Origin of the sequence: Polynucleobacter sp. IMCC 29146 (genome assembly GCF_021395195.1) — a bacterium.
Classification (GTDB): Bacteria; Pseudomonadota; Gammaproteobacteria; order Burkholderiales; family Burkholderiaceae; genus Polynucleobacter.
This window is the reverse complement of sequence record NZ_JAJVCR010000002.1, coordinates 141,014-161,583: the sequence shown is the minus strand read 5'-3', so window position 1 is coordinate 161,583 and position 20,570 is coordinate 141,014. Positions and strand designations below refer to the sequence as shown.

The 20,570-nt window shown below is 46.5% G+C and carries 21 protein-coding genes and 1 tRNA gene; 18 read left to right on the top strand and 4 right to left on the bottom strand.

Annotated elements, in window-relative coordinates; translation table 11 throughout:
- Positions 1–95: 95 nt before the first annotated feature.
- From LZT22_RS02805 to LZT22_RS02790, 4 genes are read left to right on the top strand one after another with little or no spacing between them, the layout of a single operon-like run.
- Positions 96–410, top strand: a complete 315-nt coding sequence (locus LZT22_RS02805) for a hypothetical protein (RefSeq protein WP_233923529.1) — start codon at positions 96–98, stop codon at positions 408–410.
- Between the two features lie 32 nt (positions 411–442).
- Positions 443–1,495 carry a hypothetical protein gene (locus LZT22_RS02800; protein ID WP_233923528.1) on the top strand — a complete coding sequence of 351 codons (1,053 nt, stop codon included), beginning with the start codon at positions 443–445 and terminating at the stop codon, positions 1,493–1,495.
- Positions 1,492–2,088 (top strand): chromate transporter, encoded by a 597-nt coding sequence (locus LZT22_RS02795; protein WP_233923527.1) that lies wholly within the window; start codon positions 1,492–1,494, stop codon positions 2,086–2,088. Before LZT22_RS02800 ends, LZT22_RS02795 begins: the two co-directional genes overlap by 4 nt.
- Positions 2,089–2,625, top strand: a complete 537-nt coding sequence (locus LZT22_RS02790; RefSeq protein WP_233923526.1) for a chromate transporter — start codon at positions 2,089–2,091, stop codon at positions 2,623–2,625.
- A gap of 41 nt (positions 2,626–2,666) precedes the next feature.
- On the opposite strand, the gene LZT22_RS02785 is transcribed toward LZT22_RS02790, so the two are convergent.
- The 3 genes from LZT22_RS02785 to wrbA are packed head-to-tail and all read right to left on the bottom strand — an operon-like array spanning position 2,667 to position 5,153.
- Positions 2,667–4,097, bottom strand: a complete 1,431-nt coding sequence (locus LZT22_RS02785) for an FAD-binding oxidoreductase (RefSeq protein ID WP_233923525.1) — start codon at positions 4,095–4,097, stop codon at positions 2,667–2,669.
- 45 nt (positions 4,098–4,142) lie between these two features.
- Positions 4,143–4,538, bottom strand: a complete 396-nt coding sequence (locus LZT22_RS02780) for a DUF2069 domain-containing protein (RefSeq protein ID WP_233923524.1) — start codon at positions 4,536–4,538, stop codon at positions 4,143–4,145.
- Between the two features lie 12 nt (positions 4,539–4,550).
- Positions 4,551–5,153: an NAD(P)H:quinone oxidoreductase gene (gene wrbA / locus LZT22_RS02775; RefSeq protein WP_233923523.1), complete on the bottom strand. Its 603-nt coding sequence runs from the start codon at positions 5,151–5,153 to the stop codon at positions 4,551–4,553.
- A gap of 43 nt (positions 5,154–5,196) precedes the next feature.
- Here wrbA and LZT22_RS02770 point away from each other — a divergent pair, with 43 nt between their 5' ends.
- From LZT22_RS02770 to LZT22_RS02755, 4 genes are read left to right on the top strand one after another with little or no spacing between them, the layout of a single operon-like run.
- Positions 5,197–6,087: a YihY family inner membrane protein gene (locus LZT22_RS02770; protein ID WP_233923522.1), complete on the top strand. Its 891-nt coding sequence runs from the start codon at positions 5,197–5,199 to the stop codon at positions 6,085–6,087.
- A 56-nt stretch (positions 6,088–6,143) separates the two neighbouring features.
- Positions 6,144–6,611, top strand: a complete 468-nt coding sequence (locus LZT22_RS02765; protein WP_233923521.1) for a CBS domain-containing protein — start codon at positions 6,144–6,146, stop codon at positions 6,609–6,611.
- Between the two features lie 17 nt (positions 6,612–6,628).
- Positions 6,629–7,747, top strand: coding sequence for a chorismate synthase (gene aroC / locus LZT22_RS02760; protein WP_233923520.1), 1,119 nt, complete (start codon positions 6,629–6,631; stop codon positions 7,745–7,747).
- A gap of 11 nt (positions 7,748–7,758) precedes the next feature.
- Entirely contained in the window at positions 7,759–8,925 is a 1,167-nt protein-coding gene (locus LZT22_RS02755; protein ID WP_233923519.1) for an MFS transporter, read from the top strand.
- An 18-nt stretch (positions 8,926–8,943) separates the two neighbouring features.
- Here the strand turns inward: LZT22_RS02755 and LZT22_RS02750 are convergent, their stop codons facing one another.
- Positions 8,944–10,614: an electron transfer flavoprotein-ubiquinone oxidoreductase gene (locus LZT22_RS02750; protein WP_233923518.1), complete on the bottom strand. Its 1,671-nt coding sequence runs from the start codon at positions 10,612–10,614 to the stop codon at positions 8,944–8,946.
- Positions 10,615–10,743: 129 nt separating this feature from the next.
- Here LZT22_RS02750 and LZT22_RS02745 point away from each other — a divergent pair, with 129 nt between their 5' ends.
- The 10 genes from LZT22_RS02745 (at position 10,744) to pheS (ending at position 20,565) form a co-directional block, all read left to right on the top strand.
- The gene (locus LZT22_RS02745; RefSeq protein WP_233923517.1) at positions 10,744–11,448 is read left to right on the top strand and encodes a CoA transferase subunit A; all 705 of its coding nucleotides are present in this window, start codon (positions 10,744–10,746) and stop codon (positions 11,446–11,448) included.
- 65 nt (positions 11,449–11,513) lie between these two features.
- The gene (locus LZT22_RS02740; protein WP_233923516.1) at positions 11,514–12,167 is read left to right on the top strand and encodes a CoA transferase subunit B; all 654 of its coding nucleotides are present in this window, start codon (positions 11,514–11,516) and stop codon (positions 12,165–12,167) included.
- A gap of 31 nt (positions 12,168–12,198) precedes the next feature.
- The gene (locus tag LZT22_RS12750) at positions 12,199–14,094 is read left to right on the top strand and encodes an alpha/beta fold hydrolase (RefSeq protein WP_370635178.1); all 1,896 of its coding nucleotides are present in this window, start codon (positions 12,199–12,201) and stop codon (positions 14,092–14,094) included.
- A 37-nt stretch (positions 14,095–14,131) separates the two neighbouring features.
- Positions 14,132–16,123, top strand: coding sequence for a bifunctional (p)ppGpp synthetase/guanosine-3',5'-bis(diphosphate) 3'-pyrophosphohydrolase (locus LZT22_RS02725; RefSeq protein ID WP_233923515.1), 1,992 nt, complete (start codon positions 14,132–14,134; stop codon positions 16,121–16,123).
- 18 nt (positions 16,124–16,141) lie between these two features.
- Positions 16,142–16,218: transfer RNA gene (locus LZT22_RS02720), tRNA-Val, on the top strand.
- Between the two features lie 44 nt (positions 16,219–16,262).
- Positions 16,263–18,200 (top strand): threonine--tRNA ligase, encoded by a 1,938-nt coding sequence (gene thrS, locus LZT22_RS02715; protein ID WP_233923514.1) that lies wholly within the window; start codon positions 16,263–16,265, stop codon positions 18,198–18,200.
- A 51-nt stretch (positions 18,201–18,251) separates the two neighbouring features.
- Positions 18,252–18,773, top strand: coding sequence for a translation initiation factor IF-3 (gene infC, locus LZT22_RS02710; RefSeq protein WP_233923731.1), 522 nt, complete (start codon positions 18,252–18,254; stop codon positions 18,771–18,773).
- Positions 18,774–18,907: 134 nt separating this feature from the next.
- Complete coding sequence (gene rpmI / locus LZT22_RS02705) at positions 18,908–19,105, top strand: 50S ribosomal protein L35 (RefSeq protein ID WP_233923513.1); 198 nt, start codon at positions 18,908–18,910, stop codon at positions 19,103–19,105.
- A 24-nt stretch (positions 19,106–19,129) separates the two neighbouring features.
- On the top strand, positions 19,130–19,492 hold the full coding sequence (gene rplT, locus LZT22_RS02700) for a 50S ribosomal protein L20 (protein WP_233923512.1): 363 nt from the start codon (positions 19,130–19,132) through the stop codon (positions 19,490–19,492).
- A gap of 26 nt (positions 19,493–19,518) precedes the next feature.
- Positions 19,519–20,565 carry a phenylalanine--tRNA ligase subunit alpha gene (gene pheS / locus LZT22_RS02695; RefSeq protein ID WP_233923511.1) on the top strand — a complete coding sequence of 349 codons (1,047 nt, stop codon included), beginning with the start codon at positions 19,519–19,521 and terminating at the stop codon, positions 20,563–20,565.
- Positions 20,566–20,570 lie beyond the last annotated feature (5 nt).

Genomic DNA, 20,570 nt, shown 5'->3' with positions numbered 1-20,570 from the left:
CAAAAAAAGGCGTTAATAGGTATATTTTCAGATCAAAGTAAAGGGTAGCAATGACACATGGGGGGCGGAGTATCAATAAATGGGGCAGACGAATAATGGCGACATATACCGGGGCAACGCTCTCTTTTGGTTTGTCCAGCTTAAGTGTGGCGCAAAATCAAGCGATGCCAGCCTTAAGCTCTCAGCAATTGAACCAGATTAATAATCAGCCCTTGGTGAACCCAGTACCAGAGCCAGGCAATGCGTATGGCCCGAGCACACGTCAAATCAACCGAGAGTCGGCAACAGACCCAAATGCAATTACCGTATTAGGGCGACCTCTTTCTGGCCCAGGATCAGAAAAACCAATTCGGTTACAACCCTCAGATGCATCGGGAGAGACTAATATTCTGAATATCCCTTTTAATTAAATTGATTGAATGCAACTACAAAGGATTACCTCATGATTCAAAAAACTATATCTAAATCGACTAAGGCGGCAGTGAAAAAAGCCCCAATGAGAAAGTCCGCCTTAAAAAAAGTAGCGACAAAAAAAACCCCAGTGCGGAAATCCACTGCGAAGAAGGTGGGCATTAAAAAGTCAACGCGCAGCACTAATCCGGCGCCAAAATTTGTAGTTCAACCCCTGGCCCCAGAATTAAGTAAAAAAGATAAAAAGAAGCGGGCTGGAAAAATACATAAGTCAGTAACGAATCGTGAATTTAAGATTTTGATTAAACCATCTGGCCTCGATCGACGTAATCGGATTGATGAGTTAAGTACTAAGCTGATGATTTTCTGTAAAAAACAGGGTATTCACTTTACTCATCTGGATAATGCGACAACAGGCTTACGTACAGTGTATTTCTTTGATACACCCAATGAAGATTTACGTAATCATAATTTAATTTTGCGGGTACGTGAATCACGCGAGGATGTATGGATCGATGACTGGTGCGAGGTCACCTTTAAATGCCGCGCCCGTGACCTCGGAGCCTCTTTAGTATTTAACCCAATGCCGTCCGATAAAACTAAATCGCGGGCACGCTTCAAAGAAGAAATTTTAAAGGGTGACGCGATTGGGACCCAACGGCAAATTTATTCAAACAATGCAATTTTAGATGCAGTACCGGTGGATGAAATTTTTGCGCACAGTTTAGCTAGCGCCATTGCGATGTTTCCAACCTTAGGTAAGCTTGGCTTGCCAAAAAGTACCCCGATTGATGTGGTGGGTGGACTAAAAAATAAAATTTTAGAAGCTTGCTTACCATTGGGTAACTTAGTATTTGGCGCTGGGGTTCAGGCGCATTGCGAAATTGCCATTTGGATGCGCAGTGTTGGCGAACCTATTGTTGGTGAACTGGCTTTCTCTTACCATGTAAACGATCATAATCGTAAAGAAGCCAAGGCACATAAACGGGCTGATAAGTTCTTCAATGCGCTGCAAATTGAGTTCGCCAATTGGATTGAAGTGGGCTCAACGAAAACAGCATTGGTTTATGGTAAACCTGAGTGAGTAGCTCAACCGAAGAACAGACGCAAAGCCTGCAAGCGGCAGCAGTTGGGGTAGGTGAGTCGCCACCGCGACCCACGCTATTTGAGCTTTTTTGGCAGTTTATGGTGATTGGCGCAGTGAGCTTTGGGGGCGGCATTATTGCCTACGAACAAATATTACTGGTTGAAAAAAAGAAGTGGTTGAATTTGGATGATTTTATGGCCACTCTAGCAATTAGCCAGACAATGCCAGGTTTAAATTCTGTCAACATGGCAGTGTTAACGGGTGATCGCCTCAGGGGCGTATTGGGGGCAATAGCGGCGGGCTTGGGCTTAATCGTACCAGGCGCGGCATTTGTTTTAATAGTGGGTATTGCCTACATGGCAAAGCCTGATCACCCCATTGCGAACTTAATATTGGCCGGGATTGCTGCTGGTGCAACGGGTTTATTGGCGGCCATTACCTACAAGATTGGGCAAGGCCATTTACGCCATATTATTTCCTGTTTAATTATTATTACTACCTTTGTTTTAATGAGTTTTTTTAAGTTGCCATTAATTATTGTTTTGCTAATAATGGCCCCAATTGCGTTGTTTATTTATCGGCCTCGTTAAATGATTAGTATCTTAATTCAGCTGTTCATGACCTTTGGTCTACTATCTTTATTGGCAGTGGGTGGTGGTACAGCGGTGCTACCCGAAATGCAGATTGTTTTAAATGAACAATTTCAAGTTGATCATATGAAATTTGTGGAGGTATATAGCATTGGTCAGTTAGCCCCCGGCCCAAACATGATGATGGTCATTGTATTTGGCTTTCAGCTAGCTGGTTTAGCGGGTGCCTTGACGGTGCTGCTGTCATTCTTTGTGCCCTCGAGTATTTTATGTTTGACGGTAGGGCGAATTTGGGTACGCATCGGTGAAAGCCCATGGCGACGTGCTGTACAAAATGCGTTAGAACCGATATCAATTGGTTTAATGTGCGCGGGAGTATTCGCAGTTGCCAAGGCAGCGATTAATGGGCCAGTGAGCATTGGGCTTGCGATAGCTGTGCTTGTAATTTTACTTTTTTCTCGCACTAACCCAGTCTATTTAATTTTAGGGTCTGGCTTAGTTGGGGGCACCCTAATGTACTTTACAAGGTTTACCTAAGCAGGGAAAAAGCTTACTTAGTATTTGCTAAGTGGCTTGAACTAATTGGCATTAGTGGGTAAGACTTTATTGGGATTGAGAATATTTAGCGGATCTAGAGCAGTTTTAATAGTCGCCATGAGATCATGCGCAATGGCGCCCTTATGGGCGCGCAAATCGTGCAACTTCAGTTGCCCGATGCCGTGCTCTGCAGAAATAGAGCCACCAAATTTTTCTACCATGCCATAAATGATATCGTGCACGCTAGTTTCATTTGCCTGATTAAAGATGGCACTATCTGTCCCCACTGGGGCGGCTACGTTGTAATGCAAATTTCCATCACCAAGGTGGCCAAAGTTAATGATGCGAACTTGCGGATATTTTGCTCGTAGTACCGCATCGGTAGCGCTAATAAAATTATCTAAGGCAGAAAGTGGAATAGTAATGTCATGTTTTAGATTGGCGCCTTCTTGAGCTTGGGCTAAGGTAATGTGTTCACGCATTTGCCAAAAAGTATTGGCCTGCGCAATGGAGCTAGCAATAATTGCGTTACTAGCTATACCGAGCTCTAAGGCCTCAGCCAAAATAGACTCGACTAAATTTCGGGCATGCGCTTCACTTTCATGATCGGAAAACTCAATTAAGACCGTGAAGGGTGGATTCTCGCCTAAGGGGTTACGCATTTGGGGGAATTGTTTTTCAGTCAAAGCAAGTGACTCAGCCGTCATCATTTCAAAGCCGGTTAAGAGAGCGGTGGCTTTTTGTTTAAATAAATTCAGCAATTGAATTGTTGCGGGAATGCTGGGTGTTGCAACAAGTGACGTCCATTGACAAACTGGCATGGGGTATAGCTTTAAAACGGCGGCTGTAATTATGCCAAGAGTGCCTTCTGAGCCAATAAATAAGTCACGCAAGTCATAGCCCGTATTGTCTTTACGTAAGCCTCGCAGGCCATTCCATATTTTTCCTTGAGCAGTTACAACTTCCAGCCCGAGGCATAAGTCGCGGGCATTGCCATAGCGCAATACATTAGTACCGCCTGCATTGGTAGCTAAATTGCCGCCAATACAGCAGCTGCCTTCGGCGCCCAGACTGAGTGGAAAAAGTAAATCCTGTGCGGCAGCAGCTTCCTGAATGGTTTGCAAGACACATCCTGCCTCAACCGTAATAGTTTGATTATCGATATCAAGTCCGCGAATTTGATTCATCCGTTTCAGGCTTACTACCACTTGCGTGCCGCTTTGGTCTGGTGTAGCCCCGCCGCATAGGCCAGTATTCCCACCCTGTGGCACTAGGGCTATACCAAACTCAGTGCAGATCTGCACAATTTCAGCCAATTCAGGAGTCTTGCTAGGCAGTAATACGGCCAATGCATTGCCAAAGTAGCGCTTACGCCAATCGCATAAAAAAGGCGCCATATCGTCAGCTGTACAAAGTATTTGGGTAGATTTTAAGCGGGCTTGAAATGCACTAAGTGCGGCGCTGGGATTCATGTTTGAAGTGGCTTCTGGCGGACTGTTAATTTATATTACTTGATATTAATACGGGTTAGCGCGGCGCTTTTTCTTCGCAGCATCTTTTAGCGGCTTCAGATAAAGTAATAGCGCTATAAAAGTTGTGGTGGCTAAAATCAATTCTAAAATTGCGAAGTAGCGATTTGCACCTGTTTCTGCAATGCGCACTAATGCCTCGGCTAGGTAAATTAAAATTAACATTGAAGCGCACTGCATGATGTAGTTTTTACCTTGCCAAATACCAGGCAAGACGAGTATTAAGGGCAAAGCTTTGAGAACCAGCCACGAACCACCAGGGCGCAAGGGCGCAAGAAACCATTCCCAACCGATGCATAAAATAATTAAATCGGCTACAGCGGCAGCAGCAATAAGCTGATACAGATTTTTTTTTTCGAGGCGGTCAAGTACGCTAAAGTGCATTGTTCAAACTCATTAGGCCCGCACTAATTGAAGAGCGGTATGGGCAAGGCGCTTGCCTTGGGCAATGGCAAGGCGTTTTTCGGCAGCGCTAATTGGTGCTTTGCCATCGGCATGAGCTACGTGACTAGCACCGTAGGGGCTACCCCCACTGGTAGTACTCATTAAATCTGTTTCGCTATAGGGCAGACCCATGACCAGCATGCCATGGTGCAATAGGGGAATCATCATGGTGAGCAGGGTTGACTCTTGACCGCCATGTAAGCTACCAGTACTGGTAAAAACACATGCGGGTTTATTGGTAAGACTGCCATTGATCCAATGGGTAGATGTGCCATCTAAAAAGTATTTTAAGGCGGCTGCCATTTGGCCAAACCGCGTAGGCGAACCGAGCGCTAAACCACTGCATTCCTGCAGGTCGCTATATTCAGCGTAAGGTGCACCATCACTTGGAATGCTGGGTTCAGTGGCTTCACAAACTGCTGAAATTGCCGGCACTGTTCGCAGTCGAGCTTTTACCCCTGGGACAGATTCAATGCCCTCAGCTATCAGCCGCGCCAAATCGCGGGTGGCGCCATAGCGCGAGTAATAGAGTACCAATATGGTTATTTCAGTCATCATCATTTTCTAGTGTAAACGGGCTTGGCCTTATGATACGGCGATGCAGATAGTTCGTAACCCCCAATTATGGCTCGCTTTAGGTCGGGAATTATGGCTGCGTAATCGCGACCATCATTTACCCCAAATTGCGGCCAGTTTAGCTTTCACCACCACCTTGGCTTTGGTACCCGTTATTACCGTGGGATCATTATTGCTGGGGTATTTGCCGATGATGGTGCGCTTGCGCCATGCTACTCAGGACTTCATCTTGCAGACCTATATGCCTGGCGGGATGAATAAACAGGTATTACTGTATTTAGATCAATTCACCAGTAAGGCCAAGGGCCTCACTTTTATCGGCTCTTTGGGGCTGTTAATCACCACTATTTTGGCGATTGCGGTTGTTGAACAGGCTTTCAATCAAATTTGGCGGGTAAAGGCTCGTCGGCCCATGCTGCGCAGGGTGGCCATCTATTCGACTGCGACCTTTTTGGGGCCTATTTTGCTCGGCGTTGGCATTTACTTTAGCTCCTTGCTGTTAAGTGCTGCCGAGGGTTGGACTGAAACCCTCAGTACAGGCTTGCAACTATTGGCCACGGTTTTACCGATTTTTTTGGCGCTAGCGGTCTATACCGTGGTATATCGGGTCTTGCCATATGCCCCTGTCAGTTGGCGGGATGCCTTAATTGGCGGATTTTGTGCAGCGCTGGTTTTTGAGCTAACTAAATTTGGCTTTGGCTTTTTCATTACGAAAACTCCCTTTTATAAAACCGTTTACGGCGCTTTTGCCATTCTGCCGCTTGCCTTAATTTGGATTTATGTCACTTGGTGGGTTACTTTAGCGGGGGCTGTTTTAGTGGCTAATTTACCCATCATTCGGGCTGGTCTTGATGTGGGTAGAGGGATTAAATTAGTCAAACCAGATGAACCTCGGCAACCTACTATGCATTAGCCGTATTGCGTGAAGTCAGCCTTCGAGCTATATTGGTACCATCAAGAGGAGATAAGATGAAAGTACGCGATATTTTGCGGGTTAAGGGCAGCGCACTTTATACCGTTTCACCTGATTTGCCTTTGCAGACTGCGATCTTAGTAATGGATGAGCACGATATTGGCTCTTTAGTGGTGATGGAGTATGAAGAACTCGCTGGCATCCTCACTTTTCGCGAAGTCATTCAAGCTTTAGCAAAAAATCATGGCGCTACTTTCGACTTACACGTCCGTTCTGTGATGAATGCCGAGCCCTTAACATGCACGATGGATACCGAGTTAGATGAAGTGCGGCGGATGATGTTGGGACAACATGCACGTTACTTACCCGTTATCGATCAAGCGGTACTAATGGGGGTCATTTCCTTTTATGACGTGGCTAAAGCCATTGTCGAATCACAAGATTTTGAAAATACCATGCTGAAGGCATATATTCGCGACTGGCCGCAAGAAGATTCTGGGGTAGCGCCAAGTTCGCCAGCTTAGAATGCCATAATAGAAGTATGTCAGGAAATACCTTAGGCCTTCTCTTTTGCGTGACCACCTTTGGCGAATCTCATGGCCCTGCCATTGGCGCAGTGGTTGATGGATGTCCGCCAGGTATGGCCTTATCAGTTGCCGATTTACAAATCGATTTAGATCGACGTAAGCCCGGTACTTCAAGGCATGTAACGCAGCGTAAGGAAGAAGATCAGGTTGAAATTATAGCCGGCGTTTTTGAAGGCAAAACCACCGGCACACCGATTTGTTTACTCATTCGTAATGCCGACCACCGTAGCCAAGATTACAGCGAAATTTTGCATACCTTTCGACCTGGACATGCCGATTATGTATACCACCATAAATATGGTTTCCGTGACCCTCGTGGCGGCGGGCGTTCTTCAGCGCGTTTAACTGCGCCCATTGTGGCTGCCGCGGGCATTGCCAAAAAATGGTTGCGCCAGCAATATGGTACGGAGATTACGGGCTACATGAGCCAGCTTGGCGATATTGCCATTCCCTATATTGATGGATCGCAAATTGAATTGAATCCTTTTTTTGCGCCGAACGCAGCCATTATTTCGCAGCTTGAAGAGCGCATGGATGCATTACGCAAAGCAGGTGACTCGTGTGGTGCGCGAATTGAGGTGCGGGCAAAAAATATTCCCGTGGGTTTAGGCGAGCCCGTATTTGATAAATTAGATGCAGATCTTGCCTATGCCATGATGGGCATTAATGCAGTTAAGGGCGTGGAAATTGGCGATGGTTTTGGGGTAGTTACGCAACACGGTAGTGAACACGGTGATGAAATGTATCCCGATGGTTTTGCTAGCAATCATGCTGGCGGTGTTTTAGGGGGTCTTGCGTCCGGCCAAGAGCTTCGAGTATCGATTGCCATTAAGCCCACTTCAAGTATTTTGAGCGCAAAGCATTCAATTGATATTGAAGGCAAGCCAATTACCTTACAAACTAAGGGGCGCCATGATCCTTGCGTAGGTATTCGCGCAACTCCCATTGCTGAAGCCATGATGGCCTTAGTTTTAATGGATCATGCTTTACGTCATCGCGCTCAATGCGGCGATGTGGTGCTTGACGTAGCGCCGATTGCTGCCGCACGGCCAGGCTCAAGCAAAGCCAACTAAATGGTTTGTCGATGACACCTTTTGTACGCGGGGCCTTTGGGGCCCTGTTCTTTTTATATTTTGCGTATATTGGTTTAGTTACCCCGTTTGCCAGTTTATATTTTGCAAAGCTGGGGTTTAGCGCCCTGGAAATTGCTAGCTTAATGTCGATGATGCAAATCACCCGCATCTTAGGACCATTTTCTTGGGGTTGGCTGGCCGATTTTTTTGGTGAACGGATCGGCATCATGCGCTTCTGTGCAGCTTTAGCCGCGCTGATCTTTTTATTTATTTTTTTTCTACCTAATTACTTCGCATTTTTAGTATGGATGTTTGTGGTGCATACGATTCTGAGTGCGCTCATGCCTTTAGGTGAATCAGCGACGATTCATGCATTGCATCGCGATAATTCGTTTGATCAGCGCTATGGTCGTTTGCGCCTATGGGGCTCAATTGGTTTTATTGCTATGGGCTTATTTGCGGGAGAATTATTTCAACAACGCGGCATTGAATTATTTCCATGGGTAGGTGCCACCGTGTTGTTTGCCTTAGCGTGCAATACCTGGTTCTTATATGAGCCCAAATTAGAGCGCCATCAAATGCAAAAGGGTGAGCTTTTACAGGTCTTAAAGCAAGGTCCTGTACAGTGGTTTTTAGCAGCAGCTTTTTGGATGATTTTTGGCCATGCAGCCTTATATGTTTTTTACTCCTTATATCTATTTGATTTAGGTTATAACAAATTTCAGATCGGTTTATTTTGGACGCTAGGAGTAGCTGCCGAAGTTGTATTTTTTTATTATCAAAGCCAGTTTATGAGTCGCTTTGAGTCAAAACGCATTTTGCAATGGAGTTTTGCGCTTGGCGTCGTGCGTTTTTTATTGATCGCCTATGTGGTGGTTACACCCGTGTTGATTTTTGCCCAGTTGCTGCATGGTGCCACTTTCGGTGCGCATCATAGCGCCACTACGAAATTATCTCAACGTTGGTTTAGGGGTCCATTACAGGCTCGTGGGCAGGCTTTAATTATTATGATTGCGTACGGCTTTGGCGGTTCTTTAGGCGGGTTGTGTGCTGGTTGGGTTTGGGAATCATTGGGGCCAAATCAAGTATTTGCTATGGCAGCACTGGCTTGCCTCTTAGCTTTTATAGCGATTTATTTTGTGCCAAATGACGCGCGTACATTAGAGCAGAAAAGTTAAGACGTTTTGCTAGACGCGTTACATTGCGCCATAATTCGGACCACCACCGCCTTCAGGCGTTAGCCAGATAATATTTTGGCTTGGGTCTTTGATGTCACAGGTTTTGCAATGCACACAATTTTGTGCATTTATTTGTAGCTGCACTTGGCCGTCTCTTTCGAGATATTCATAAACGCCAGCTGGGCAATAGTATTGTTCTGGTCCAGCATAGGTTTTGTAATTAAGCGCCACTGGAATAGTCTGATCAAGCAAGGTTAAATGGCTTGGTTGATTTTCAGTATGATTTGCGTTGGAAACAAATACCGACGATAGGCGATCAAAGGTTAAGCTACCATCAGGCTTGGGATATTTAATAGGGTGATGCTGTGCTGCAGGATCGAAACACTCATGGTCAGCATATCGATTGTGGATCGTCCAAGGCACATGCCCACCCATGATTTTTTGCTCTAAGCCAACCATCACAGTGCCTAAATACAGTCCTTTTGACATCCAGGGTTTAAAGTTACGCGTCTGTTTTAATTCTTGATAGAGCCAACTCGTTTTAAATGTAGCGGGGTAAGCCTTAAGTAAATCGCCAGCCCGATTTTCGGCAATGGCAGCTACCGCAGCATCGGCTGCTAACATGCCGGTTTTTATTGCTGCATGACTACCTTTAATGCGTGCAGCATTCAGGTAACCGGCATCGCAACCAATAAGTGCACCACCAGGGAAAATGGTTTGCGGGAGACTATTAAGACCGCCTGCCGTAATAGCGCGAGCGCCATAAGCAATGCGCTTGCCACCAATAAAAGTAGGCCGTATATGTGGATGAGTTTTATACCGTTGAAACTCTTCGAAGGGGCTGAGGTAGGGGTTGCGATAGGACAGACCGACGACGATACCCACGGCGACTAAATGATCTCCATAGTGATATTGAAATGAACCACCATAGGTGTCATTTTGCAGTGGCCAACCAGCGGTATGTACTACCAGTCCAGCATGATGCTGTTCGGGCTTTACTTCCCACAACTCTTTAATGCCCAGACCATAACTTTGCGGATCACTTTGGGCGTCGAGGGCATAACGATTGATTAATTGTTTACCTAGGTGACCGCGTGAACCTTCGGCGAACAAAGTGTACTTACCATGCAATTCCATGCCGAGTTGAAATTGCTCGCTCGGTAAACCGGCCTTATTCATACCAACAGCACCAGTAATAACGCCGCCGACTGCGCCAGCTGGTGTATACATAATTTCAGTGGCAGGAAAGCCAGGAAAAATATCAACCCCTAAAGCTTCAGCCTGTTGGCCCATCCAGCGGGTGAGGTTGGCCAAACTGACAATGAAATTACCATGATTTTTAAAGCAATTAGGCAGCAGCCAATTAGGCACTGCATAGGATTGTTGTGCAGTCAAAAAGAGAAAGCGATCAGCCGTTACCGCCGTCTCGATGGGTGCTCCTAAAGTCTGCCAATTAGGAAGGAGTTCATTTAAGGCGATTGGGTCGATTACTGCGCCAGAGAGAATATGGGCGCCTATTTCTGAGCCCTTTTCAAGTACGCAGACACTGATTTCTTGTTGTTTACTTGCGGCTACTTGCTTGGCCCGTATAGCGGCTGCTAGCCCTGCAGGACCGCCACCAACGATGACCAGGTCATAGGCCATCGACTCACGCGGACCATAGTGCTCAAGTAATTCGGCAGAAGTCATACGGCAAATAGGGAGTAAGGCGGTTTCATCAAGCTACAGTTTAATTCTTTTTGGGGCCTTGCTGCGCTTCGCTTCGTGGCAAACCAGTTATGATTAGCATTTATTTTCCAAAATAAGGAATTAGAAGCGATGAACAAGGTTTTTTCTTCGGCGCAAGAGGCGCTTAGCGATGTGATGCGGGATGGTCAAACGATTGCAGTTGGAGGTTTTGGCCTATGTGGCATACCAGAAGCCTTAATTCTGGCAGTCAAGCGTTTGGGCTGTCAAAATTTAACTGCGATTTCAAATAATGCGGGCGTCGATGATTTTGGTTTAGGTATTTTATTAGTTTCACGCCAAGTAAAAAAAATGATTGCATCTTACGTTGGTGAAAACAAAGAATTCGAACGTCAATATTTAGCAGGTGAATTGGAGTTGGAATTTACTCCACAAGGAACATTGGCTGAAAAATTACGCGCTGGTGGTTGCGGCATCCCGGCGTTTTTTACCAAAACAGGAGTTGGGACTATTGTGGCTGATGGCAAAGAAATTCGTGAGTTTGATGGTCGTAAATATGTGCTGGAGCGTTCTTTGGTTGCCGATATTTCGTTAGTTAAAGCATGGAAGGCCGATCGCGCTGGTAATTTAGTCTATCGATATACCGCGCGTAATTTTAATCCGGTGGTGGCTATGGCCGGGATGATTACGATTGCCGAGGTTGAGGAGATTGTAGAAAATGGCATGCTTGATCCTGATGAAATTCATACGCCAGGAATTTATGTCCACCGCATTGTCCTGAATGCTAATCCCGAAAAGCGTATTGAACAGCGCACCCTTTCGCCAGCTACTGCGTAAGTATTTGCTATATATATACCAACCCAATTAACGATGTAATAAACTGATTAATAAGGAAGATTGAAATGCCGTGGAGTAGAGAAGAGATGGCGGCTCGTGCCGCTAAAGAATTACGCGATGGTTATTACGTTAATTTAGGAATTGGCCTACCCACCTTAGTGGCCAACCATGTACCAGAGGGTATGGAAGTTTGGCTGCAATCGGAAAACGGCATGCTTGGCATTGGCCCTTTTCCAACAGAGGCCAAAGTGGATGCTGATTTAATTAATGCTGGCAAGCAGACTGTGACAACGATACCTGGTACCGCAATTTTTTCATCGGCTGATTCATTTGGCATGATTCGCGGTGGCAAAATTAATATTGCTATTTTGGGTGCGATGCAGGTCAGTGAGTTTGGCGATTTGGCCAACTGGATGATTCCTGGAAAAATGGTCAAGGGTATGGGTGGAGCAATGGATTTAGTGGCTGGTGTAAAAGATGTGGTGGTGCTGATGGAGCACGTTGCGAAGAAAAAAGATGGTTCAGAAGAGCTGAAAATTTTGCCCCAATGCACTTTGCCTTTGACAGGAGTGGGGGTAATTGATCGCATCATTACCGATTTATGTGTTTTAGATATTACGCCCAACGGGTTGAGGCTAGTTGAATTAGCTCCCGGAGTAACTAAAGAAGAGGTAGTGGCAAAGACCGGTGCTAAGATTGATTTAAGCGCTGTCACTTAAGCATCATGAATGGATGAAATAATAGTATTTAATGAATACGCATGAGCATCAAGATCGCCCAATTGCTCATGCGCATGCGCATACAGAGGAAGAGTTAGTCGCCTCTAGTGCCTTACATGCCCATAAAAAAGGCGATGCTAAGCATACCCATTCCAAGGAAATTAATAATCAGCATTTATTAGCGATTGCCTTGGTGTTGACTTTGGGCTTTTCCTTGGTCGAAGCTATTGCTGCCTATTGGGCGGGTTCATTAGCATTACTTTCAGACGCGGGTCATATGGTGACCGATGCCGCCGCCCTTGGGCTAGCGTTGCTGGCGCAAATTATTTCCCGTCGCCCACCGTCACCGCGCCATTCATTTGGGTATGGACGAGCTGAGGCTTTAGCTGCATTTATCAATGGTTTGGCGATGCTAGCTTTGGTGGTGTGGATTGTGTTTGAGGCCATCTCCCGTCTATTTACTCCGCATCAGGTAGATGGCATTGTGGTATCAATTGTTGCGGCAATTGGCTTAGCCATGAATATTGTTGTGGCTTGGGTTTTATCGCACGATCGGAAAAGTGTCAATACGCGCGCCGCTTTAGTGCACGTCATGGGCGATTTACTTGGCTCAGTAGCCGCATTGTTATCCGGCGTCATTATTCAACTGACCGGATGGATGCAGGCCGACTCTTGGTTGTCGATTCTGGTCTCATTATTAATTTTAAAATCGACTTATGCAATTTTGCGCGAGTCATATCACTTCTTAATGGAAGGTGTGCCGCTACACATTGACTATTTAGAAGTGGGTCGCGATCTGCGGGCGATTCCCGGCGTGTTATCTGTGCATGATTTACATGTTTGGGAAATGGCTCCCAGTTTTCCAGCGCTGATTGGTCATATTGAAGTTGAGCAGCTTGCTGATTGGCCCGCGGTTATGGCGCGAATTAATACGATGTTGTTAAATAAACATGGCATTGATCATGTGACTTTGCAGCCCGAAGCAATGCATGAGCCTGATGTGACAAGTAAAGCTCAACTTGCTCTGCAGGATCGGCAACCTGCAGTTGCACCAGCGGCTCTTGACATACACCGCGGCAACACCTTTTATGTGGAATGTGCTCACTCGGGTGGTTTGCACCGTATGGCTTATCACGCTTGGGGCAATCCCCGCAATCCTCAGGTCTTAATTTGCGTACACGGCCTCACCCGTAGGGGCAGTGACTTTAAGCAATTAGCCTTGGCAATGAGCACCAAATACTATGTGGTATGCCCTGATGTAGTGGGGCGGGGTGAGTCTGACTGGTTAAGCAATTCCATGCTTTATGGTATTCCGCAATATGTTAGCGACATGGTCACTTTGGTGGCGCATTTAGGGGTCTCGCAGGTCGATTGGTTTGGTACCTCGATGGGCGGGATGATTGGCATGGTGTACGCTGGCATGGCCGATTCGCCGATTCGCAAATTATTGCTTAATGATGTTGGGCCTCGCATTGAACCTGCAGCGTTAAAACGTTTGGGTTCTTATGTTGGCAAGCCCTTGCGTTTTATCAATCGAGCCGATGCTTTAGCGCAGTTAAATTTACTGTGCACGACTTTTGGCGAACATACTGCCGCAGAATGGGAAGACTATAACGGCCCCCATTTAGTTGAGCATAAGGGTGCATGGGAAGTCCATTACGACCCTGCAATTGCCGTGCCATTTGCGGCCGTCAATGCGCTTACCGCTGCGGCTGGGGAAATGGCACTATGGCATAGCTTTGAACAGATTCAGGTGCCGATTTTAATTGTGCGCGGTGCCGAATCAGACTTACTCTCGGCTGCAACTGTGGCGGAAATGTGTCGTCGTAACAAGCATGCTCGTAGTCTTGAGATTCCTTTAGTTGGGCATGCCCCTGCATTTATTAAGCCTGCGCAAATTACCCTGGCCAGAGATTTTTTTAATTAGCTCAACCAGTCTCTAAATATCCCTTGATCATTTAGTGATGCCTACCGCAAAACTGACTCATGATCTTATGCTCGATTCTTGGTACGGCGAAGGACCCGCGACCCATGCCCGTGGCGTCCACGCCATTTTGCAAGCCCTCGGTTTGGATGCGAGTAGCCTTATTGCAGCTAGCCACATACACCATGAGCAAAATAAAGAGGCCTTAGTCAAGCTACTTGGCACAGAAGCCGCCCAGTTATTACTTGGCTTTCGGGGGCTACGTCAAGCGCAAGCAAAACTCATTGGTAAAGACGGTGTAGCGAGTGTTGTTGGACAAGAAGAAATGCTACGCAAAATGCTTTTGGCTTTTGGTAGTGACTTACGCGTCGTACTAATTTACCTTGCTTCACGTCTGCAAAGTTTACGGTGGATTACCCAAATGGGCATTGTGATGCCAAGCGCCTGGGCGCAAACGATTCTAGAAATTGATGCTAGTTTGGCTAATCGTTTAGGTATTTGGCAAATGAAATGGGAAATGGAAGATTTGGCTTTTCGCCTAGTTTCACCGGCAGATTATCGCAACATTGCCAAGATGCTCGATGCCAAAAGAACGGAGCGGGAAAGTCTAATTAAAGAAGTTATTGCGCAATTACAGGCAGAACTTGCTGGTGCAAAAATGACTTGCGAGGTGCAAGGGCGCCCGAAACACATTTATAGTATTTGGAAAAAAATGCAAGGTAAGTCGTTAGATTTTGCTAATTTGTATGACGTACGGGCATTTCGGGTGGTGGTGCATGATATTCAGGAATGTTACAGCGTGCTGGGTTTAGTGCATCAACTCTGGCAGCCGATTCCACGAGAGTTTGACGACTATATTGCACGGCCAAAATTAAACGGTTACCAATCTTTGCATACCGTGGTAATGAATGATGCGGGGGTTGCATTTGAAATTCAAATTCGTACTCAGGCGATGCATCAACAAGCTGAATTTGGCTTAGCTGCGCATTGGCGTTACAAAGAAGGTCAGCAGCAGGGTACACAGAGCGCAGCAAGCGCTTATGAGCAACAAATTGCTTGGGCTCGACAATTAATTGCATGGAAGGAAGATGCGTGGGAGCATTTAAAACACCATGAACTTGATGGGCATATTTATGTGCTTACCCCGCTTGGTAAAGTCATTGCCCTAGAAAAAGGTTCTACGCCAATTGATTTTGCTTATGCTGTCCATACCGATCTTGGCCATCGCTGCCGCGGGGCCCATGTTGATGGTGCGATGGTGCCCTTAGATACGCCTTTAGCTAACGGGCAAACGGTAGATATCATTGCCGTTAAACATGGTGGTCCCTCGCGCGACTGGATTAGCCCAGATCGTTCTTACTTGCAATCGCACCGCGCGCGCTCGAAAGTACGGGCTTGGTTTAATGCGCTCGATGACGAATCTTTAGTCCCAGCAAATAAAGCACCTGTAGAAACAAAAACTGTCAAACCACTCGAGTCGATTGTTTTACATCCTGGTGCTCGTCAGGGGGCTAGTCATAGTGATGTCTTGGTGGTGGGCATGGATTCTTTATTAACTCAATTGGCGCGTTGCTGTCGACCTGTGCCACCCGATGCCATTGTTGGTTTTGTAACGTTAGGGCGCGGGGTCTCGATTCATCGTCGCTCATGCAAAACCTTTTTGAAGCTTCTAGAGCGAGCTCCTGAACGGGTGATTCAAACTGCTTGGAATGCGTCGGTAGCAGCTGCGCTTCCACAGCCCTATCAGCCCGGTAGCCCGAATAAAAATAGTAAGCCCCTTAAATCAGACAAACAAGATCGTCTTTATCCAACTGACCTGACGGTGCTTGCCTTGGATCGACCTGAACTGTTACGCGAGCTATTTGAAATTATTACCCGCCAAGGGGTGCATGTGATTGATTTACGTAAATCAGCTAAACGCGGGCAGGTTCAAATCGTCTTTACGCTGGAAATTAGCAACACTGCAGCGCTGCGTTTAGTGCAAAACAGCCTTGAAGATGCGGCTGGAGTACTAGAAGTACAGCGGCGGTGATAAACTCCTGACTGATATAGGCTCGTAGCTCAGCTGGTTAGAGCACCACCTTGACATGGTGGGGGTCGTTGGTTCGAGTCCAATCGAGCCTACCAACGAATTGACCCGAATTGACCCGGAATGGCGAATGGGAGTATGAATGCTGGCAGTAAGCTTACCTGATGGTTCGAAGCGCGAGTTTCCTGCGCCCGTAACCGTTGCTGAAGTCGCACAAAGTATTGGCAGTGGCCTGGCTAAAGCCGCCTTAGCTGGCATAGTGGATGGTCGTTTAGTCGACTTGAGTTTTACGCTAGAGCATGACGTGCAATTGGCAATTGTGACGGATAAAAGCCCAGAGGCTTTAGACATTGTGCGGCACTCGACGGCGCATTTATTGGCTTACGCAGTTAAAGAGCTGTTTCCTGCGGCGCAAGTAACGATTGGCCCAGTGATTGAAAACGGCTTTTATTATGATTTTTCTTTTCAGCGCCCATTTACGCCGGAGGACTTAACAGCCTTAGAAAACCGCATGCTGGAATTGGCCAAGAAAAATGAACCAGTTGTACGCCAAGTGCTACCGCGCGATCAAGCCATTGCATTATTTAAAGCGCAAGGCGAACTTTACAAAGCTGAAATTATTGGTAGCATTCCTGCCGATCAAGACGTCTCACTTTATAGTGAAGGCGGCTTTACCGATTTATGTCGCGGTCCCCATGTGCCCTCAACCGGCAAATTAAAAGTCTTTAAGTTAATGAAGGTTGCTGGAGCTTATTGGCGGGGCGATAGTAAAAATGAAATGCTGCAACGAATTTATGGCACTGCTTGGTTAAAGAAAGAGGATCAAGATGCCTATTTGCATATGCTGGAAGAGGCTGAAAAGCGCGATCATCGCCGTCTCGCTAAGCAACTCGACTTATTTCATTTTCAAGATGAAGCCCCTGGCTTAGTATTTTGGCATCCCAAAGGTTGGGCGATTTGGCAAGAGGTTGAGCAATACATGCGCCGGGTGTATCAACAAGAAAACTACCAAGAAGTAAAAGCACCGCAAATTTTAGATCGTTCTTTATGGGAAAAATCGGGTCATTGGGAAAACTATAAAGATAATATGTTTACGACCGATTCTGAAAATCGAGCCTATGCCTTGAAGCCAATGAATTGCCCCGGTCATGTGCAAATTTTTAATTCTGGCTTGCATAGTTATCGAGAGTTACCGTTACGTTTGGGTGAATTTGGGCAATGTCATCGCAATGAACCTTCCGGCGCACTGCACGGCCTAATGCGGGTGCGCGGTTTTACGCAAGATGACGGTCATATTTTTTGTACCGAAGACCAAGTGCAAAGCGAGGTAGCTACTTTCGATAAAGCAGTACGCGCGGTTTACGCTGATTTTGGCTTTACTGAAGTAGTGGTGAAATTAGCATTACGCCCGGCGAAGCGGGTGGGGACTGACGCGATTTGGGATAAAGCAGAAAATGCCTTACGGGGTGCTTTAAGCGAATCGCTTGGTGCTACCGGTCAAACTTGGGAAGAGTTGCCCGGTGAGGGGGCGTTTTATGGCCCCAAAATTGAATACCATTTGAAAGACTCTATTGGGCGATCTTGGCAGTGCGGCACCATGCAGGTTGATTTTTCAATGCCTGCACGCCTTGGCGCTGAATATGTGGCTGAAGATAATAGTCGCCAGGTACCAGTCATGTTGCACCGCGCGATCGTGGGCTCCCTTGAACGTTTTATTGGGATTTTGCTCGAAAATCACGCTGGCGCTATGCCCAGTTGGCTAGCCCCCACCCAAGCGGTAGTCCTCAATATTTCTGAAAATTCTGCTGCATATGCGCAACAAATTCAGCAAATCCTGAAAAAACAAGGGTTTAGGGCTGAGGCTGATTTGCGAAATGAGAAAATTACCTATAAAATACGCGAGCATGCATTACAGAAAGTGCCTTATTTGCTAGTTGTTGGCGATAAAGAGCTTGAAAGTAATACAGTGGCCGTTCGTGCCCGTGGCGGAGTCGATTTAGGCGTAATGCCTCTAGATGCCTTCGTTGCCCGACTCCAGCAGGATATTGTCCAGAAAGTCGGTCCCGAGCTAGTGAGCTAGGGCTTTGGGTGGTGTTGACGGTTTTTATTGTTTTTTATAAGGAATTAGAAGATCGCTACTGATAAATTGCAGCGCATTAATGGGGAAATAACTGCTCCTGAAGTGCGTTTGATTGGGTCCGACGGAGAAGCCGTTGGTGTAGTTAAGTTGTTAGATGCCTTAAGGATGGCTGAGGAGCAAGAAACCGATTTGGTTGAAATTGCTCCCACTGCGTTGCCTCCGGTAGCCCGTTTAATGGACTTCGGTAAATTTAAATACCAAGAAGCGAAGCGTCAGCATGAAGCGAAGCTGAAGCAAAAGGTGATTCAGGTGAAGGAAGTAAAATTTCGCCCGGGTACTGATGATGGTGATTATGGTGTGAAGTTGCGCAATTTAATTCGCTTCCTAGAGGATGGCGATAAAACGAAAATTACGCTGCGGTTTCGTGGTCGGGAAATGGCCCACCAAGAAATCGGAGCAAGAATGCTGGATCGTTTGAAGTTGGATCTTGAGCCTTTTGGTCAAGTTGAACAATTTCCTAAAATGGAAGGCCGTCAAATGGTGATGGTTTTATCCCCAGCAAAAAAGAAATAACCATGCGCCGCTAGGTGTATGAGAAGAGCAGCAATAGCTGCCGAGCTTGTCGTAGTTAGTTGTGTGAGTCAAGGTACAGGAAGTGTAGCCGTCGGTTGCCACCTTAGATCACGAGAGAATGAAAGGGAGTAGTCATGCCCAAGATGAAAACCAAGAGTAGCGCGAAAAAGCGCTTCACGGTGCGCGCTAGCGGATCGATTAAACGGGGTCAGGCCTTTAAACGCCATATCCTCACCAAAAAAACCACTAAAAATAAGCGTCAATTACGTGGCTCAACCGAAGTAGCTAAAGCAGATGTGAAGTCAATTCGCTCGATGCTGCCCTACGCATAAACCCAGACTAGATAGGAGAATGTAATGTCAAGAGTCAAACGTGGGGTTACCGCCAGAGCCCGTCATAAAAAAATTACTGATGCTGCTTCAGGCTATCGCGGTCGGCGTAATAACGTCTTTCGTGTTGCCAAAGAAGCAGTTATGCGCGCGGGTCAATATGCTTACCGCGATCGTCGTAACAAAAAACGGGTTTTCCGTGCCTTGTGGATTGCCCGTATTAATGCTGCTGTACGCGAGCACGATATGAGTTATAGCGTATTTATGAATGGCATGAAAAAAGCCCAAATCGAACTTGATCGCAAGGTGCTTTCTGATATGGCCATTATGGATAAAGAAGCGTTCGCTGCTTTGGTTACGCGGATTAAATCCACAGTAGCCGTAGCTTAATTTACTATTCATTAAGCTGAACTGATATGGTTTCGCTCGACCAACTTGTCGAGGATGCCAAACGCGATTTCGCTAAGGCTGCCGATTCTGCAGCCTTAGAGGATGCTAAGGCGCAGTATCTTGGCAAAACGGGTATGCTTACTGAGCGCCTCAAAGCGCTTGGTAAGCTTTCGCCTGATGAGCGCAAGAGTGCTGGCGCTGAAATTAATCTCGCTAAAACCGCAGTTGAAGATGCGCTCCAAGAGCGACGCCAAGCCTTAGCAGAGGGCGTTCTCTATTCACGTTTAGCTGCTGAAGCAATCGATGTCTCACTGCCGGGGCGTGGTCAAGAGGTTGGGAGTTTGCACCCTGTCATGCGGACCTGGGAACGCGTTGAGACCATCTTTCATTCGATTGGCTTTGATGTGGCACAAGGCCCTGAAATTGAAACCGACTGGTTTAATTTTTCGGCGCTCAATAGCCCTGAAAATCATCCAGCGCGCTCGATGCAAGATACGTTTTACGTTGATTGCAATGATGCCCAAGGTAAGCCCTTATTGTTGCGTACTCATACCAGCCCGATGCAGGTACGCTATGCAAGCGAGCACGTTAAAAAGTATGCTAACGCTGCAGTGATGCCGCCGATTAAAGTTATTGCCCCTGGTAGAACGTATCGGGTTGATAGCGATGCGACGCATTCACCCATGTTTCATCAGGTTGAGGGTCTGTGGATTGGTGAACAGGTATCTTTCGCTGATTTAAAGGGTGTATATACCAATTTTTTACGCACATTTTTTGAAACCGATGCGTTACAAGTCCGTTTTCGTCCCTCCTATTTTCCGTTTACTGAACCCTCGGCAGAAATCGATATGGCCTTTAGCAGCGGTAAGTTAGCTGGCCGTTGGTTGGAGATTTCGGGTGCGGGTCAAGTGCACCCTAAGGTATTACGTAATATGGGCATTGATGCTGAACAGTATACCGGCTTCGCTTTTGGTTCTGGTTTAGAGCGTTTAACTATGTTGCGTTACGGAATTGATGACTTACGCTTATTTTTTGAAAACGACCTGCGCTTTCTGGCGCAATTTCCGGCTTAAGAGCA

What these genes read in the sequence shown, in the direction of transcription:
- LZT22_RS12750 (WP_370635178.1), top strand. Translation starts at nt 12,199, where the DNA reads ATGAATACGCATGAGCATCAAGATCGCCCAATTGCTCATGCGCATGCG.
- LZT22_RS02800 (WP_233923528.1), top strand. Translation starts at nt 443, where the DNA reads ATGATTCAAAAAACTATATCTAAATCGACTAAGGCGGCAGTGAAAAAA.
- LZT22_RS02725 (WP_233923515.1), top strand. Translation starts at nt 14,132, where the DNA reads ATGCCTACCGCAAAACTGACTCATGATCTTATGCTCGATTCTTGGTAC.
- LZT22_RS02765 (WP_233923521.1), top strand. Translation starts at nt 6,144, where the DNA reads ATGAAAGTACGCGATATTTTGCGGGTTAAGGGCAGCGCACTTTATACC.
- pheS (WP_233923511.1), top strand. Translation starts at nt 19,519, where the DNA reads ATGGTTTCGCTCGACCAACTTGTCGAGGATGCCAAACGCGATTTCGCT.
- LZT22_RS02785 (WP_233923525.1), bottom strand. Translation starts at nt 4,097, where the DNA reads ATGAATCCCAGCGCCGCACTTAGTGCATTTCAAGCCCGCTTAAAATCT.
- LZT22_RS02780 (WP_233923524.1), bottom strand. Translation starts at nt 4,538, where the DNA reads ATGCACTTTAGCGTACTTGACCGCCTCGAAAAAAAAAATCTGTATCAG.
- LZT22_RS02750 (WP_233923518.1), bottom strand. Translation starts at nt 10,614, where the DNA reads ATGACTTCTGCCGAATTACTTGAGCACTATGGTCCGCGTGAGTCGATG.
- rpmI (WP_233923513.1), top strand. Translation starts at nt 18,908, where the DNA reads ATGCCCAAGATGAAAACCAAGAGTAGCGCGAAAAAGCGCTTCACGGTG.
- LZT22_RS02755 (WP_233923519.1), top strand. Translation starts at nt 7,759, where the DNA reads ATGACACCTTTTGTACGCGGGGCCTTTGGGGCCCTGTTCTTTTTATAT.
- LZT22_RS02745 (WP_233923517.1), top strand. Translation starts at nt 10,744, where the DNA reads ATGAACAAGGTTTTTTCTTCGGCGCAAGAGGCGCTTAGCGATGTGATG.
- rplT (WP_233923512.1), top strand. Translation starts at nt 19,130, where the DNA reads ATGTCAAGAGTCAAACGTGGGGTTACCGCCAGAGCCCGTCATAAAAAA.
- aroC (WP_233923520.1), top strand. Translation starts at nt 6,629, where the DNA reads ATGTCAGGAAATACCTTAGGCCTTCTCTTTTGCGTGACCACCTTTGGC.
- LZT22_RS02740 (WP_233923516.1), top strand. Translation starts at nt 11,514, where the DNA reads ATGCCGTGGAGTAGAGAAGAGATGGCGGCTCGTGCCGCTAAAGAATTA.
- LZT22_RS02770 (WP_233923522.1), top strand. Translation starts at nt 5,197, where the DNA reads ATGCAGATAGTTCGTAACCCCCAATTATGGCTCGCTTTAGGTCGGGAA.
- thrS (WP_233923514.1), top strand. Translation starts at nt 16,263, where the DNA reads ATGCTGGCAGTAAGCTTACCTGATGGTTCGAAGCGCGAGTTTCCTGCG.
- LZT22_RS02790 (WP_233923526.1), top strand. Translation starts at nt 2,089, where the DNA reads ATGATTAGTATCTTAATTCAGCTGTTCATGACCTTTGGTCTACTATCT.
- wrbA (WP_233923523.1), bottom strand. Translation starts at nt 5,153, where the DNA reads ATGACTGAAATAACCATATTGGTACTCTATTACTCGCGCTATGGCGCC.
- LZT22_RS02805 (WP_233923529.1), top strand. Translation starts at nt 96, where the DNA reads ATGGCGACATATACCGGGGCAACGCTCTCTTTTGGTTTGTCCAGCTTA.